11 protein-coding genes are annotated in these 15214 nt (G+C 73.8%); 9 read left to right on the forward strand and 2 right to left on the reverse strand.

The window, feature by feature from the left end:
• Positions 1–37 precede the first annotated feature (37 nt).
• From BM290_RS00600 to BM290_RS00630, 7 genes are all read left to right on the forward strand, one after another.
• Positions 38–1936, forward strand: coding sequence for an ATP-binding protein (locus tag BM290_RS00600; protein WP_093608833.1), 1899 nt, complete (start codon positions 38–40; stop codon positions 1934–1936).
• Entirely contained in the window at positions 1933–2793 is an 861-nt protein-coding gene (locus BM290_RS00605; RefSeq protein ID WP_093608835.1) for a sensor histidine kinase, read from the forward strand. The genes BM290_RS00600 and BM290_RS00605 overlap by 4 nt, the downstream gene beginning before the upstream one ends.
• A 51-nt stretch (positions 2794–2844) precedes the next feature.
• Positions 2845–5613, forward strand: a complete 2769-nt coding sequence (locus tag BM290_RS00610; protein WP_093608837.1) for a hypothetical protein — start codon at positions 2845–2847, stop codon at positions 5611–5613.
• Between the two features lie 110 nt (positions 5614–5723).
• Entirely contained in the window at positions 5724–6581 is an 858-nt protein-coding gene (locus tag BM290_RS00615; RefSeq protein ID WP_093608839.1) for a glycosyltransferase family 2 protein, read from the forward strand.
• Positions 6578–7738, forward strand: a complete 1161-nt coding sequence (locus BM290_RS00620; protein ID WP_093608841.1) for a glycosyltransferase family 4 protein — start codon at positions 6578–6580, stop codon at positions 7736–7738. The genes BM290_RS00615 and BM290_RS00620 overlap by 4 nt, the downstream gene beginning before the upstream one ends.
• Before the next feature lie 34 nt (positions 7739–7772).
• Positions 7773–8186, forward strand: coding sequence for a hypothetical protein (locus tag BM290_RS00625; protein ID WP_093608843.1), 414 nt, complete (start codon positions 7773–7775; stop codon positions 8184–8186).
• A 94-nt stretch (positions 8187–8280) separates the two neighbouring features.
• The gene (locus tag BM290_RS00630; protein WP_093608845.1) at positions 8281–8970 is read left to right on the forward strand and encodes a response regulator transcription factor; all 690 of its coding nucleotides are present in this window, start codon (positions 8281–8283) and stop codon (positions 8968–8970) included.
• A gap of 468 nt (positions 8971–9438) precedes the next feature.
• On the opposite strand, the gene BM290_RS48005 is transcribed toward BM290_RS00630, so the two are convergent.
• Both BM290_RS48005 and BM290_RS49410 read right to left on the reverse strand, forming a co-directional pair.
• Positions 9439–9603, reverse strand: a complete 165-nt coding sequence (locus BM290_RS48005; protein ID WP_177319522.1) for a hypothetical protein — start codon at positions 9601–9603, stop codon at positions 9439–9441.
• Between the two features lie 131 nt (positions 9604–9734).
• Positions 9735–11852: a hypothetical protein gene (locus BM290_RS49410; RefSeq protein ID WP_244903856.1), complete on the reverse strand. Its 2118-nt coding sequence runs from the start codon at positions 11850–11852 to the stop codon at positions 9735–9737.
• On the opposite strand from BM290_RS49410, the gene BM290_RS00645 reads away from it, so the two are divergent.
• Entirely contained in the window at positions 11853–13091 is a 1239-nt protein-coding gene (locus BM290_RS00645; RefSeq protein WP_093608847.1) for a lipopolysaccharide biosynthesis protein, read from the forward strand.
• On the forward strand, positions 13088–15205 hold the full coding sequence (locus BM290_RS00650; protein WP_093608849.1) for a response regulator: 2118 nt from the start codon (positions 13088–13090) through the stop codon (positions 15203–15205). The genes BM290_RS00645 and BM290_RS00650 overlap by 4 nt, the downstream gene beginning before the upstream one ends.
• Positions 15206–15214: the final 9 nt, after the last annotated feature.

Raw genomic sequence — 15214 nt, forward strand, 5'->3', positions numbered from 1 at the left:
TCCCCCGCCCGGCTCGCTCCCACGCGAAAGGTCTGGCATGGGATATGCAGCGCGCACCCTCATCGAGGCGATCCCCGCACCGGCGGCGATCCTGGACCTCGACGGTCGTGTGCTCGTCGCCAACGAGCGATGGGCGGTACCCGGCCGCGACGCGGAGCTCTATCCGGCCGAGGGCGGGTTCCTCAGCGCCGCGCCCGGCCCGTGCGGCGGGCATCGCGGCGTGCTCGAGGCGGTGTGGCACATGACGCCCACCGGCCCGCCGGCCCGGCTGCGCTGCGGTTGTGACGAGTCCACCGAGCGCACGTGGCAGGTGAGCGCTCTGGACGCCGGTGACGGCGAACGGCAGTGCCTGATCACGGTCCTCGCCGAGGAGGCCGGGCCGGACAACCGGGCCGAGTTCCTCGCGCTGCTGAGCCACGAGGCGCGCACCCCGGTGACCACCGTCGTGGCGGCGGTCGAGCTGCTCCGCGCGCAGACGCTGGAGCAGGGCGTCCGCGAGATCGTGGACAACGTCTACTTCTCCGCGCGGGCTCTGGAGACGCTCACCGACAACCTGCTCGACCTGGGCAAGCTGGAGACCGGGCGGCTGCGCCTGGCGCACGAGCCGGTGACCGTCCGTGCGCTGCTGGAGGGCGTGGTCGAGCCGCTGCAGCGGGAGTCGCGCAGCAAGGGCATCCTGCTGCTCACCGCTCCCGCGCCGGACCTGCCGCCGGTGGTGATGGGCGACTCCCGCCGGTTGCGGCAGGTGCTCGACGCGGTGGTCGGCAACGCCGTCAAGTTCACCAGCGCCGGCGAGGTCGTGGTGCTGGCCGAGGCGTCCGGCGACGGGACCTGGCTGATGACGGTGTCGGACACCGGCCCCGGCATCACCGAGCCGCAGCGGGCCCGCATCTTCCAGCCGTTCACCCAGGCCGACTCGTCCAGCGCCCGCCGCCACGAGGGCGCCGGGCTCGGGCTGGCGCTCGCGTCCCGGCTGATCGCCCGGATGGGCGGCGACATCGAGGTGGAGTCGGCGCCCGGCGCGGGCGCGCTGTTCCGGATCCGGCTGCCGCTGCTGGCCGCGCCGGCGCCGGTCGAGGCCGAGCCCCGCCCGCTGGCGCGCCGCCGGATCGCCGTGGTCGCGCCCACCGCCCAGTCCACCCGCGCGTTGTCCTGGCTGCTGGCCGGGGCCGGCGCCGAACCGGTGGCGGCGAAGTTCGCCGAGGTGATCCGGCCGATGGCGGAGATCGACACGGTGGTGTGGTGCGACGACTCGCACGACGCCGAGGCCGCGCACCGCGCCGACACGGTCGGCCGGGCGGTCGGGCCGGACGGCCAGGGCCTGATGATCTCCAGCACCGATCCGCGGACCGGCGTGGTCCGGCGTCCCGGCGTGCTGACCGCCCCGCTCGTCCTCAACCGCGTGGTGGCCGCCCTGAACCAGGAGCGCACCGGGGTTCGCGGCGCTCCGGTCACGGTTCCGCCGCTGTCCGGTGGCCGGGTCCTGCTCGCCGAGGACAACGAGGTCAACCGCACCGTCTTCCGCCGCATGATCGAGCTGATGGGCGTCACCTGCGACACCGTCGTCGACGGCGAGGAGGCGGCCCGGGCGGCTCTCGCCGGCCCCGAGTACGACGTGGTGCTGATGGATGTCCAGATGCCGCGCACCGACGGGCTGGAGGCGACCCGGCTGATCCGGGCGGCCGGATGCCGTACCCCGATCCTGGCTCTGACCGCGACCGCTCCGGCCGACCGGGACCGCTGCCTGGCCGCCGGCATGAACGGGCGGCTCAGCAAGCCGATCACACTGCCCGAGCTGCGGGCCGCGCTGGCGCCGTACCTCCATCCCGCGGCTACCGCGCCGCCCGGCGCCGGCGACACCACCGGTGACGCCGTCGGCCGGCTGATCTCCCGCATCCAGACCGACGACGACCCCGCCCGGGTGATGGCCCGATGACCCGCCACCAGGAAAGGCACACGGTGTCCGAAACCGTCAACATCGAGCTCGCCGGTCTCCGTGCCGAGCTGGAGCAGGAGCGCCGCCACAACGCGCAACTCCAGGCCGCGATGGACGGGCTGGGCCGGTCGGTGTCGGAGCTGCGGACCTTCGCGCGCGATGTCAGCCACGACCTGAAGGCGCCGCTCGCCGGCATCCTCGGGTACGCGCAGCTGCTGGAGCACCTCGACTTCGGGTTCCCCCGCCCGGCCGGGTACGACGAGTTCGTCTCCGAGATCAACCGCAGCGCCGACCGGATGCGGCGGCTCATCGACGACGTGCTCGCCTACTCGGCGACCAGCGACAGCACCCTGCGCCTGGCCCCGATCGACCTGTCCGCGCTGGTCGACGACCTGGCCGCGGACGCCATCGGCCTTACTCGCCCGGTGCCCCTGATCACCCGCGACACCCTGCCCGCCGTCCACGGCGACCACGGCATGGTGCGGCGGGTGCTCGAGAACCTGCTCGGCAACGCGATCAAGTACGTGCCGCTGGGCGAGGCCGCCCGGGTGCACGTCTCCGCGCGGGCGCTCGAGGACGACATGGTCCGGATCGAGATCACCGACCAGGGGATCGGGATCCAGGACGGCCAGCACGAGGCCATCTTCGAGGAGCTGCACCGGGCACACCCGGAGGCGTACCCGGGGAACGGTCTCGGCCTGCCCATCTGCCGTCGCATGGTGCAGCGCATGGGCGGGGCCATCGGCGCCGACCCGCGGTACCGCGGTGGCGCCCGCATCTGGTTCACCCTGCCACCGGCGCCCGTCGCCGGCGAGCCGCACGCGGTGCTCCCCGCACTCGACCGCACCCCGGTCTGAGATGCCGCGCCGGCCGATCCCCCCACCCCCCAACGACAGAACGAGGTCCTGATGGACTTGAGGCGACTGCTCGTCGCGGTGGGCGCAGGGACGCTCGGGTTGGTGACCTCCTCGGTCGCCCTCCCGTCGAGCGCCCTTGCCGCCCTCGCGGCGCCCGGAACACTGGCGGTGACCCGCACCGCCGACGACGTGTACAAGTTACGGGTGGTGTGGAAGGCCGTCCCCGGCGCCGACCACTACACGGCCGACATCATCGCCGGTGACGTGCAGACCGTCATCGACCTGCCGGCCACCACGACCGAGTACATGATCGACGCTCCGAATCCGTGCACGACGTACAAGGTGCGGATCGGCGCGGTCGACACCTCCGGCGCCGTCGCCAACACCGGCTACTACACGCTGAAGGCGCTGACCCCGAGCGCCGTGACCGGCATGGTGACCGGCCGCGCCGACGACGGCGGCACGGCCACCGCCAGCTGGAAGGCCCCGGCCTGGGGCGGCTACTCGCCGCTGACCGGGTACCGCGCGGTCTTCACCCGGATGATCGACAACGTGGTGCTGGCCGAGCGGACCGGCAACGAGGCGACCTTCCGCTACCCGAACGCCAGCCCGGAGCGCGCCTACACGCTGTCGCTGACCACCATCAACGCGTACGGCGCCTGCGTGACCACGAAGTCGCTGGTGGACCGTTTCCGGCCGGCCGAGCCGACCAACGTGGTCGTGCAGCGGCTCGCGGACTCGCCCGACCAGGTGTCGGTGGTGTGGAAGGCGCCCGCCGGCACACGGTCGCCGACGTACTACCAGATCGGCTACGGCACCGAGACGATCAGCCGGCTGGTGAAGGTCGACGCGTCGGCCCGGTCGGCCACCCTGGCGCTCTCCGCCGACAAGCCGTGGATCGTGGAGCTGAAGGCGTACAACGAGAACGGCGGCAGCAACGCGGTCTCCGGCGCCATCCCGGCGACGGCAGCGCCGGCCGCGCCCACCGAGGTGCCCGCACCCCCGGTGGAGACGCCCACCACGCCGGCCTCTTCGGAGCCGTCGGCCGAGGCCCCGTCGAGCGCGGCCCCGTCCGACCCCGCCCCGTCGAGCGTCGCCCCGTCCAGCGCGGCGCCGTCCGACGCGACGCCGTCCAGCGCGGCGCCGTCCAGCGCGGCGCCGTCCAGCGCGGCGCCGTCCAGTGCGGCCCCCGCCGCCTCGACGGCCGCGCCGGAGCCCACCGTCGCGCCGGCGCCGTCGGACAAGACTCCCCCGAAGATCACCGCCACGCTGTCCCAGCAGCCGGTGGACGACTGGTTCCGCAACCCCGTCACGATCCGGTTCACGTGTACGGACGACAGCGGCTCCGTCGACTGTCCCGAGCCCGTGGTCGCCGACACCGACGGCGCGGACCAGCAGTTCTCGGGCACCGCCAAGGACGCCGCCGGGAACACCACCACGACCACCGTCACGGTCAACATCGATCAGAAGGCGCCGCACATCACCGCGACCGTGGTGAACGCGCCCACCGCCACCGGCTGGCACACGTCGGTCCCGACGATCCACTACGTCTGCAGCGACGCCGGATCGCTGATCGCCAGCTGCCCGGCGGACACCCCGGTCACCACCGAGGGCCCCGAGCAGGTGGTCACCGGCACCGCCGTGGACCGGGCCGGCAACACCGCGACCGCCCGGCTGACCGTCGACATCGACACGACCGCCCCCGAGGTCAGCGCCGCGATCGACCGGACCCCGAACAGCGCGGGCTGGTACCGTACCGCCCCCACCGTGCGCTACACCTGCGCCGACACCGGCTCCGGCGTGCGCGTCTGCCCGTCCGACCCGACGGTCACCACCGACGGCGCGGGCCAGGTCGTCACCGGCACGGTCATCGACCGGGCCGGCAACACCGCCGCCACGTCGGTCACCGTCAACGTCGACCGCACCGCGCCGCGCATCACCGCCGACCTGATCGGCACGCCCAACGCGGCCGGCTGGTACCGCACCCCGCCCACCGTCCACTTCACCTGCAGTGACGCCGCGTCCGGCGTCGACAGCTGCCCGGCCGACGTCGTCGTCGACACCGACGGCGGGCGGCAGGTCGTCACCGGCACCGCCGTCGACAAGGCCGGCAACACCGCCGACGCGTCGTACGTGGTGAACGTCGACCGCACCGCGCCGCGCATCACCGCGGCCCTGACCGGCACACCCAACGCCGCCGGCTGGTACCGCACCGCGCCCACCGTGCGGTACACGTGCGCCGACGACACGTCCGGCACCGCGTCCTGCCCGGCGGAGACCACCGTCGACGGCGACGGCGCCGCCAAGGTCGTCACCGGCGCCGCCACCGACGTCGCCGGCAACACCGCCGACGCCACGGTGACGGCCAAGGTCGACCGGACCGCCCCGGCCGTCTCCGTGGTCGGCGCCACCGACGGCGCCGTGTACGGCCCGGACTTCAACCCGCGCCTCTCCTGCACCACCACCGACCCGGTGTCCGGCGTGGCCACCGCGGCCGTGCTCAGCAGGTCGGAGAACCGGGGGACGTACACGGTGAAGTGCTCCGGCGCCGTCGACAAGGCGGGCAACACCACCGCGCCGGCACAGGTCACCTACACGGTGAAGCTGACCGTTCCGTGGCTGGTCGACCTGACCCGCAAGTACGCGAGCGGCGCCTCGGCGAACACTCTCCAGCAGCTGGAGAACGACCTCACCGCCGGCCGCTACACCGCGTACATCGCCAAGGTCACCGCGATGACGAACGGCGCCAAGGCGACGCTCACGCCGACCGAGGCGCTGACACTGTCCTACTGGGCGCTGGCGCTGGCCGTCACCCGCTAGGCAGGACCACCACACGGTGGGCCGGGGCTCGTCGAGCCCCGGCCCACCGTCGTCATACCCGCACTCGTCATACCGGCACCAGGACGGGTGAAATATGGTCATACTGGGTCATGACCCGTCCTCCGACGCTCTCGGTCATCGTGCCGGCGTACAACAGCGCCGCGCTTCTCCGCGAGTTCCTGGGCTCCTTCCTGGCCTCCGACTTCCGTGACTTCGAGATCGTCGTGAACGACGACGTCCGGTCGTCCGACGACACCCCGCAGGTGGTGAAGGAGCACCGCGCCCGCGGTCTGGCCGTCCGCTACCTGCGGGAGAACCGGTCGATGGCGCAGGGGCGCCGGCGCGGCGCGGCCGAGGCGACCGGCGACATCCTGCTGCACCTCGACACCGACATGACGGTGACGCCCGGCCTGCTCGGCGAGTGCGCCGAGCTCCTCGCCGAACGGTACGACGCCCTGGTCATCCCGGAGGAGTCGTTCGGCACCACCTTCTGGGCACGGTGCAAGTGGCTGGAGAAGAAGTGCTACGACGGCGTCGAGCAGATCGAGTCGCTGCGCTGCCTGCGCCGCGACGTCTACGAGAAACTCGGCGGACATGACGAGCGGATGATCTTCTCCGAGGACAAGGACCTCGACCTGCGGGTCCGCGCCGCCGGCTGCCGCGTCGGGCGGACCCGGGGCTTCCTCTTCCACAACGAGGGCCCGCTGCGGCTCTCCAAGACCCTCAGGAAGAAGCTGGGGTACGTCGGAACGGCCGACGTGTTCGCCCAGGAGCACCCCGAGGCGTTCCGCTGGCAGATCAACATCCTGCACCGGTTCGCCCTCTACCTGCGCAACATCCGCTACCTGCGCACCCACCCGCTGCTGTACCTCGGCATGTGGCTCATGAAGATCAGCGAGTTCGGTTTCGGGGCGCTCGGCCACGTGCTGCGCCGCCTCCGCCCGGCCGGACGGGCGGTGCCCGCATGAGGGTCGCCCACGTCATCTCCGAGTTCTCCGGACGGGAGGCGATGGGGCGTACCGTCACCGAGACCGTCCAGCGGGTCCCCGGCGAGCATCATCTGATCACCACGCACGTCGTCGACGGCGGTCACGTCTTCGCCGGGACGCACGAGCTCGGCGGCTCGCTGGAGACGTTCCCCCTGGGCCGGGCGCCGGAGCTGGCCGGAGTGCTCGCCGGGATGCGCCCCGATCTGGTGCACGTCCACGCCGGCGCGCTCGGGCCGCTGCTCGCCCTGCATCCGGCGCTCCGGCCGTACCCCAAACTGCTCACCGTCTACGCCTGGCCCACCCTGCCCGGCCCGCGCGCCCTGCGCCGCGGCACCCTGACCGAGATGTGGTCGTCGAACGTGCTGCGGCCCCGGGTCGCGGCCACCACCGTGCTGCCACCGTCACTGGCCGCCGCGGCGCTGCGCCGGGCCGGCGTCACCACGATCCTCACCCCCGACCCGCGGGTCGAGGAACGGCTCGGCAGGCCGGGCGGGCCGGAGATCGTGCGGTACGCGTGCGGCGCCCCCGACGACGAGCGCCGGGCCCGTTTCGACCGGGAGTCCCCGGTGATCGTCTTCGCCGGCCGGGCCGAGACGGTCCGCGGCCTCGACACGCTGCTCGACGCGTTCGGCACGGTCCGGGAGCGGGTTCCGGGCGTACGGCTGCGCCTGCTCCTCATCCCCCGCCCCGAGCTGCCCGCCATCCTGGCCCGCGCCGGATCCGCCGGGGAGGCCATCGACGTCGTCACCGAACCCGTCCCCGACCTGCTCGGCGAGTTCGCCGCGGCCCAGGTCGGCACCTGGCCGTTCAAGTTCGACTACACCACCTCGCCGCCGGCGATGGCGCTGGTCGAGGCGATGGCGGTCGGCCTGCCGGTGGTCGGCACCGACGTCGCCTGCGTCCGCGCGGTCCTCGAGCCCGGCGTCAACGGCCTGTCCGTGCCGCCCACCGACCCGCCGGCCCTGGCCCGCGCCCTGATCGAACTGCTCACCGACGAGGTGGCCTGGCGCCGGTACGCCGTCGCCGGCCGGGAGTCCGCGCGCGACCACATGGGCTGGGAACAGGCCACCGGCCGGGCCGCCGCCGCGTACCGGGCGCTCACCGGAGGGCTTGCCCACCGCTTGACATCGGGATGAGCCGGGATTGAGCTTCGGCCGCCATCCTCAATGCATGACGAACTCGCAGCTCCTCGCCCCCGCCGCCGCCACCGCCGCCGTCGTCCCGGGCCTCGGCCAGTCCGGGGTCGACCTGACCCTGATCCTCCCGGTCCACGGCTCCGCCGCCACCGTCCGCACCGTCGTCGAGCGGCTGTCCGAGGCCCTCTACGCCCAGTGCATCAGCTTCGAGGTGGTCGGTGTCGCCGACGCCGACGCGCTCGCCGCCGACGAGGTCAACGGCCTGCCCCTGACCCGGTTCGTCCGCGCCGACGACGCGGACATCGACGCGACCCTCTTCTCCGACAACCCGGTCGCCACCGGCCGCTGGATCGCCGTCCTCGACGTGGAGGCCGCCGCCGAGATCGACGCGTACGGCTTCGTCGAGCTGCTGCACCAGGCCCGGGAGCGTTCCGCCGGACGTGCCTGAGGTCGCACCGGATCCCTGACCCCCGCACCCTTGGATCTCCGCCCGCGCGGCCGATGAGAGATCTGCCCGTCGTTCCATCGCCATCGGAGGTGCCGTGACCACGCCACGAGCGCTCGTCGTCGAGGACTCGCCCGAGTTCATGATGATCTGCCGTCATCTGCTGGAGAAGGAAGGCTTCGAGGTCGTGCCCGCCGGCGACGGCCAGGAAGCCGTGGCACAGGCGCAGAAGCAGCGGCCCGAGATCGCCATCCTCGACCTCGGCCTGCCCGATTTCGACGGCATCGAGGTGTGCCGGCAGATCCGGCAGTTCACCGACGCGTACATCATCATGGTCACCGGCCGTACCGACGAGCTGGACAAGGTGGTCGGCCTCTCGGTCGGCGCCGACGACTACGTCACCAAGCCGTTCTCCCCGCGCGAGCTGGCCGCCCGCATTCAGGCGATGCGACGGCGCCCCCGCGCCACCGTCCAGGCCCGGCGCGAGGCCGTCCGCGAATACGGCGACCTGCGCATCGACCTGGAGGTACGGGAAGTCTCCCGCACCGGCGCGGTGATCGAGCTGACGAAGATCGAGTTCGATCTGCTGGACCTGCTGTCGTCCGCGCCACGCCGCACGTTCACCCGCCCCCAGCTGCTCGAACACGTCTGGGGCGACAACTTCTTCGGCGACGACCACATCATCGACGTCCACGTCGGCAACCTGCGGCGCAAACTCGGCGAGTCCGCCTCGGCCCCCCGCCACATCCGAACCCTCCGCGGCGTCGGTTACCGTTTCGAGCCCTGACCCCGCGGCCCGGCGCGCGCCGCCCGTCCGGCTCCGCCCGACCCACCGCCTGGCCTGCGCCGCCCGCCCCACCGCCTGGCCTGCGCCGCCGGCCCGACTCCGCCCGACCCCACCGCCCGGCCCGCCCCACTCCGTCCGGTCCCTCCGCCCGGCCTACGCCGCCGGCCCGACTCCGCCCGACCCCACCGCCCGGCATGCTCGCCTCACTCCGTCCGGTCCCTCTGCTCAGCATGTCCGCCTCACCCTGCCCGCGATCTTGTGGATTTCCGCCACCCCCTTTTCCGCGGAGGTCCACAAGATCGCGGGCGGCGAGCGGTAACGGTGGGCGGTGAAGCGACGGCGAACAGCGACGGCGGACGGCAGCCAGGGTGCGGCGGCCGTCACCTTGCGCCTCAATGGTCCGAGTGCGGTACCGGTCAGGGTGGTCCGAGTCCGGTACCGGTCAGGGTGGTCCGAGTGCGGTACCGGTCAGGGTGGTCCTTCGCGGTCGAGGCCACCGGTCCATCGGTCCGGGCTTTCCGGCTCGTCCTCCGGAGCCTCGTCGTCCACCTCGGTGAGTTCGTGTTCTTCGGCGAAATCGCCGGTGTCGTCAGGATCGCCGATCGGCTCCACGAGCTGCTCCCTAGGCGTCATGGTCGCTGCTCCCTCGCGTGAGGGTCGCTGCTCCCTCGTGGTCATGGTCGCGCGACTACCCGTCGCGGCGTGCGGTAAACGTCGCCGGCCGTCACAACGCCGGGTTGGCTGCCGCCTTCCGCCACCGTTCTTCAGCGGCGGCGGCCACGAGGGCGGTGAGCCGCTTCCACGACAGCCGCGACCACGTCCGCGACTCGATCACCGGACGCCGGCCCGGACGTGTCGATCACCATCTCGGCACAGCGCGCCGGGCTCTCGGCGAGCAGAGAATGGAAGCGTTCCTGCTGTTGTCGCTGTTCGGCGACGCTGCGCTCGGGTTTCCGGCGGTGAATGACGTCGATCGGCGCATCCGGCAGCACCAGCAGATCCGGAGCAGGCACGAGCACCTCGGCGACCCGCGCCGCCGCCGACCCGGGCCACGGCGACTCCCGCAGGTCGTAGACCCACCGATCGGCGATCACCACCCGCCCGCGAACGAGCGCCGGAAGAACGTGACGCAGATACCGCCAGCCATACTCGCCGGCGTAATACCAGGCCGCCACCCGCCGCAGCCGCCTGTGGTCCAGCCCGTTCCGCCCACCGCCCTCGCCGTCCGGCCCGTTCCGCCCACCGCCGTCGCCGTCGCCGTCCAGCCTTCGCCCAACGCCCTCGCCGTCCGGCCTTCGCCCAACGCCCTCGCTGTCCGGCCCGGTACCAGCCACCGCCATCGTCGGCCGATCCGATCCAGAGCCTGTTCTCATCTCGCCCATCCGGCCCGAAACGGAACTCGTTTCCATCTCGGTAGGCCGACCCGATTCGGAAACCGATGTCGTATCCGTCTCGCTGGCTGATCCAAGGGCGGATGCAGTGGCTACCGGGGCCTGTGGGCCGGACGTATCTGCGGCGGCTGCGACCGGGCCGCCCGTCGAGGTTCGGCCCGGGCCGGCTTCCGAGGCGGCCGTCGGGGCCAGGCCATGGCCTGCTGCCGGACCAGCCGCCGAAGCCAGACCATGATCCGCTGCCGGACCAGCCGCCGAAGCCAGACCATGATCCGCTGCCGGACCAGCCGCCGAAGCCAGACCATGATCCGCTGCCGGACCAGCCGCCGAAGCCAGACCATGATCCGCTGCCGGACCGACTGACGGGGCCAGGCGCTGGCCGGCATCCACGGCGAGCGGCGGAGCGGCATCCAGGGCGAGGGGCACGGCGGCATCCAGGGCGAGGGGCGGGGCGGTGGAGCCGACGTTGAGGAGGCGGCGGGCCAGGGCCACTCCCGGCAGGTTGCCGCGGGCCATGCCGAAGTAGGCCTGGGATGTCGGGAAGCCCCGGCTTCGCAGGCGGTCGCCGAGCATGGCGGCGACCGTGGACTTGCCGGAGCCGTCGGTTCCGACCAGGGCGACCACGACGCCGCGGGTTCGGAGGCCGAGGGGGCCGGCGGACGGGCCGGCCGGCCGGATGCTGTGCCGCTGGGCCCAGGTGGCGCCGATCGTCGCGGGCGCGAGGCTGCGGGCGGCCAGCCGGAGACGGGCGCGGCGGGGCAGCCGCGGGTCGGGGAGCGCCCCGCCGGCCGCGGCGATCAGGTCGGCGGCGACCGCGGCGCCGAGTTGGGCGGTGAGCCGCCGGGCCAGCGCGGTTCGGCCGGTGGGGGTGGCCGCGGTCCAGGCCTCGCGGGCTTCGGCCAGACGTTCGGGGCCGGGGATCCGCCCGCGCAGCACCGGGCGGACCAGCAGGTCGGCGACGGCTGCCGCGCCGGTGAGCCGGTGTGCGGCCGGGTCGACGGTGACCTCGGCGGCCGGGATCAGCAGGATCGGGCCGACGCGCAGGTCACCGTGGGTGAAGTCGACCACGCCGAGGCCGGTGTCGGTGACCACCGCGACGCCGGTGTGCCGCAGGCGGCGCGGGTCGGCGGCGTCGGCGATCACGGCGCTGGGGTACGCCCGGGCGAGCGCCGCCACCGGGTCGGGCGACTGTCGGCCGGCCGCGCACCAGACGTCCAGGTCGGCGGGCCCGTTGTCGGCGACCCAGCGTTCCGGTGCGCCGGCCGGCCCTTGCCAGGCCCAATCCGTTCCGGCGTCGTCGAGGACGGCCGTGATCGTGTCCCTGATCTCGGCGCGGCCCGCGACATGGCGGCTCACCTGCTCAGCAGCTATTTTCCCGGACATATACCTATAAGTACGCCCGTCGCGCGCCGATGCGAGGAACCTTCGGGAGAATCGCGGCCGCCTCCACGAAATCAGCAGCTTCGGGACCGCCCGGCCGATACGGATCACGTGCAGATCGACCACAGGCGTGCCGGCGGCGCGCTCCTCCGGGCCGCCGGGCCGATCGCCGTGGCGGTGGCCGTGCAGAGCGCCGGAAACCTCGCCTTCCACGCCCTCGTCGGCCGGCTTCTCGACCCGGCCGCCTACGGAGCGCTGGGCGCCCTGCTCGCCGCGATGGTGATGCTCGGCATCCCGCTGGGCGCGCTGCAGACCGCCGCCTCGGCGCACGCGGCCACCCACGGGGCCGGGCGGGCCACCACCGCCGGCACGCTGCGGGCGGTCACGCTCTGGAGCCTGCCGGCCGGCGCCGTCACCCTGCTCGGCGCGCCGCTGCTCAGCGACTGGTTCCACCTCGACGGGGTCGCCGAGGCGGCACAGCTCGCCCCGTACCTCGTCGTCGCTGCTCTTCTCGCCACCGCACGCGGGCTGCTCCTCGGCGCCCGCCGGATCTCCGCGGTGGCCGGCACCTACCTGGTGGCGACGGCCGTACGCCTGATCCTCGGTGTCGGTCTGGCCGTGCCCTTCGGCATCGCCGGCGCCCTCGTCGCCACCCTGTTGAGCGAGGTGGCCGCCCTGGCGGCCGCGGTCCGGGTCCTGCTCCGCGACCGCGAACCGGGATCCGGGACCACGCTGCGGCTCGGCGCGGTCGGCGGCGCGGCCGTCGCGGTGACCGGCCTGTTCCTCTTCTCGACGGTCGACCTGTTCCTGGCCCGGCATCACCTGGCCGGTGCCGAGTCCGGGTCGTACGTCGCCGCGGCGACCGTGGCCAAGACCGTCCTGGCGCTGCCCGCGGCGGTGATGGCGGCAGTGTTCCCCCGCATGGTCGCCGCCCACGACCGGCCCGGCCGGATCCGCACGCTGCTCGGCGCCTGCGCCGCGGTCGCCGGTCCGGCCCTGCTCGGCGCGGCGGTGGCGGCGATCGTGCCGGCGCTGGTGCTGACCGTCCTCTACGGCGACGGGTACGCCGGGGCCACCACGCTCGTCCAGGTGCTCAGCGGGGTCGCCGGATTCACCTCTCTGGTGACCGTCCTGACGAACGCCGCCCTCGCCCGCCGCTCCTGGATGACACTGATCCCCTGGGCCGGAGCCGTCCTCGAGGTCGCCCTGATCCAGCTGTGGCACGGCTCGGCCGCCCAGATCGCCGCATGCTCGGCCGCCGCGCTGCTGCCCACGCTGCTGCTGATCGCGGTCGCCGAGGGCCGGGCCTGGACACGCCGTACGCCGGTTCTGCAAGGGGTCAGAGCATGAGTTTCGCAGCACGTAGCCTGGCCGACGCTCTGCCGTACCCGGCCGCGATCGCCGACGACGACGGCCGCGTCCTGGTCGCCAACGAGCGTTGGCGGCACGCCAGCCCCCGGCCGGACTGCCCGGCCCATGGCAACCTTCCCGATCTGGTACGCGACGCGGGCGCCGGATCCGACGTCGTACGGCCGTGCCGGTGCGATCCCGGCGCCGCCGCCACCGTGCGCGTCACCGGGCTGGAGAGCACGTGCGGTGCCCAGCGCCGCCTGATCACCGTGGAGAGCGCCACCGCCGGAAGCTCCCGGGACCGGCTCCTCGGGCTGCTCGGGCCGGAGATCCGCACGCCCGCCGCCGCCGTGACAGCGGCCATCGAGCTGCTGCGCGCGCAGGCGCTGCCGGCCGCCGCCCAGGAGACGATCGACGACATCCAGCGGACCGCTCAGGGGCTGGAGTCGCTGGCCGACGACCTGGCGGCGCTCGCCAGGCTGGAGACCGGGGAGCCGGTTGCGCCGGAGGGGCCGGTGGTGCTCCGGCAGGTGCTCGAAGGCGCCGCAGAGTCGATGGGCGCGGAGTGCCGGGAGCGCGGGGTCCTGCTTCTCGCCACGCCCGCGCCGGGCCTGCCCGCGGTGGTCGGGGGTGACGCCGCGGTGCTGCGGCGCATCCTCACCTCGGTCGTGGGGCACGCTCTGCGGCAGCCCGGGACCGGCGAGGTGGTCGTCACCGCCGAGGTGGACGGCCCTGACGCGTACCGCATCGACGTCACCGCCACCGGCGAGCCGCAGGGTGGTTCCGGGTTCGCTCCGGAGTCGGCCGAGCTCGCTCTCGTCGATCGGCTGGCCGGCGCCCTCGGTGGCGCCACGGGCGCGGGCCACGGCTCGCGGGCGCTGCGGCACGACGCCTTCCCGGCTCACGGGACCAGTGCGGCGCAGGAAACAGCGTCGGCGGGCGGCGGCACGACGGTGGTCACGGAGGCCGGTGGAGGGTTCCGGTGGAGCGTACGCCTGCCGTTGCACGCATTTGCGGACCGGGACGTGCCGGTGACCGCGCCGCCAGTCCAGGGGCGGGTCGCCGTCGCCGCGCCGACCTCGCGTTCCTGGCTGGCGCTGTCCTGGCTGGTCACGGCGGCCGGAGCGGAACCGGTTCGGGTCGGGCCCGGCCAGGACTCCGACGAGCAGTGGGCCGGTCTCGTGGTCCGGTGCGAGGAGAGTCCGGCGGCCGGCGGGACCGTCACGATCGGCTCGACCGGTTCGCCGGGCCGGGGCGGGACCCTGACCGCCCCGGTGACGCTCGACCGGCTCGCCGCCGAGCTACGTCGCCACCAGGCGGGACCGCGGACCACGCCGGTGACGCTCGAGCCGCTGCCGCCCGGCCGGGTGCTGCTCGCCGAGGACGACGACGTCAACCGGACCGTCCTGCAGCGGATGATCAGCGTGCTCGGCGTGGAGTGCGACACCGTCGCCGACGGCCGGGCGGCCGTGACGGCGCTGCTCGGCGAGACCCGATACCACCTGGCGCTGCTCGACATGAAAATGCCCGGAATGGGCGGCCCCGAGGCGACCCGGGAAGCCCGGGCGGCCGGCTGCACGGTGCCGATCCTCGCGCTGACCGCGACCACGCTCGCCGAGGATCAGGCCCGCTGCCTGGACGCCGGCATGAACGGTCACCTGGGGAAACCGATCACCCTGCCGGAACTGCGGCACGCGCTCGAACCGTACCTGACCGAGCCCCCGCCGGCCGCCGAGCCGGAGAGTCCCCCGGCCGCCGCCGTGCCGGACGTCCTGTCCCGCGCCCAGCTGCTCGAACTCGAGGCGCAACTCGAGGGCCGGGAACTCGTGGCGATGACCGTCAACATGTTCCTGGCCGAACTCGACGGACGCCGGGAAGCCATGGCCACCGCCCTCGCCACCGGCGGCAACGACCGGCTGGCAGCGGTGGCGCACACCCTCAAGTCGTCCAGCGCGCTGCTCGGCGCGCAGCCGCTGGCCGACGCGTGCGCCCGCGTCGAGCGGCTCGCCGCCACCCCCGTCGACGCCGCGATCCTGGCCGCCGCCGTGTCCGAGGTGGATCACGCGGCTGCGGCCGCCGCGATCGCGATGGCCGCCTACCTGGACGAGAGTTAGGCCCGGCGG

This window comes from Actinoplanes philippinensis, assembly GCF_900113015.1.
In the GTDB taxonomy this organism is placed as follows: Bacteria; Actinomycetota; Actinomycetes; order Mycobacteriales; family Micromonosporaceae; genus Actinoplanes; species Actinoplanes philippinensis.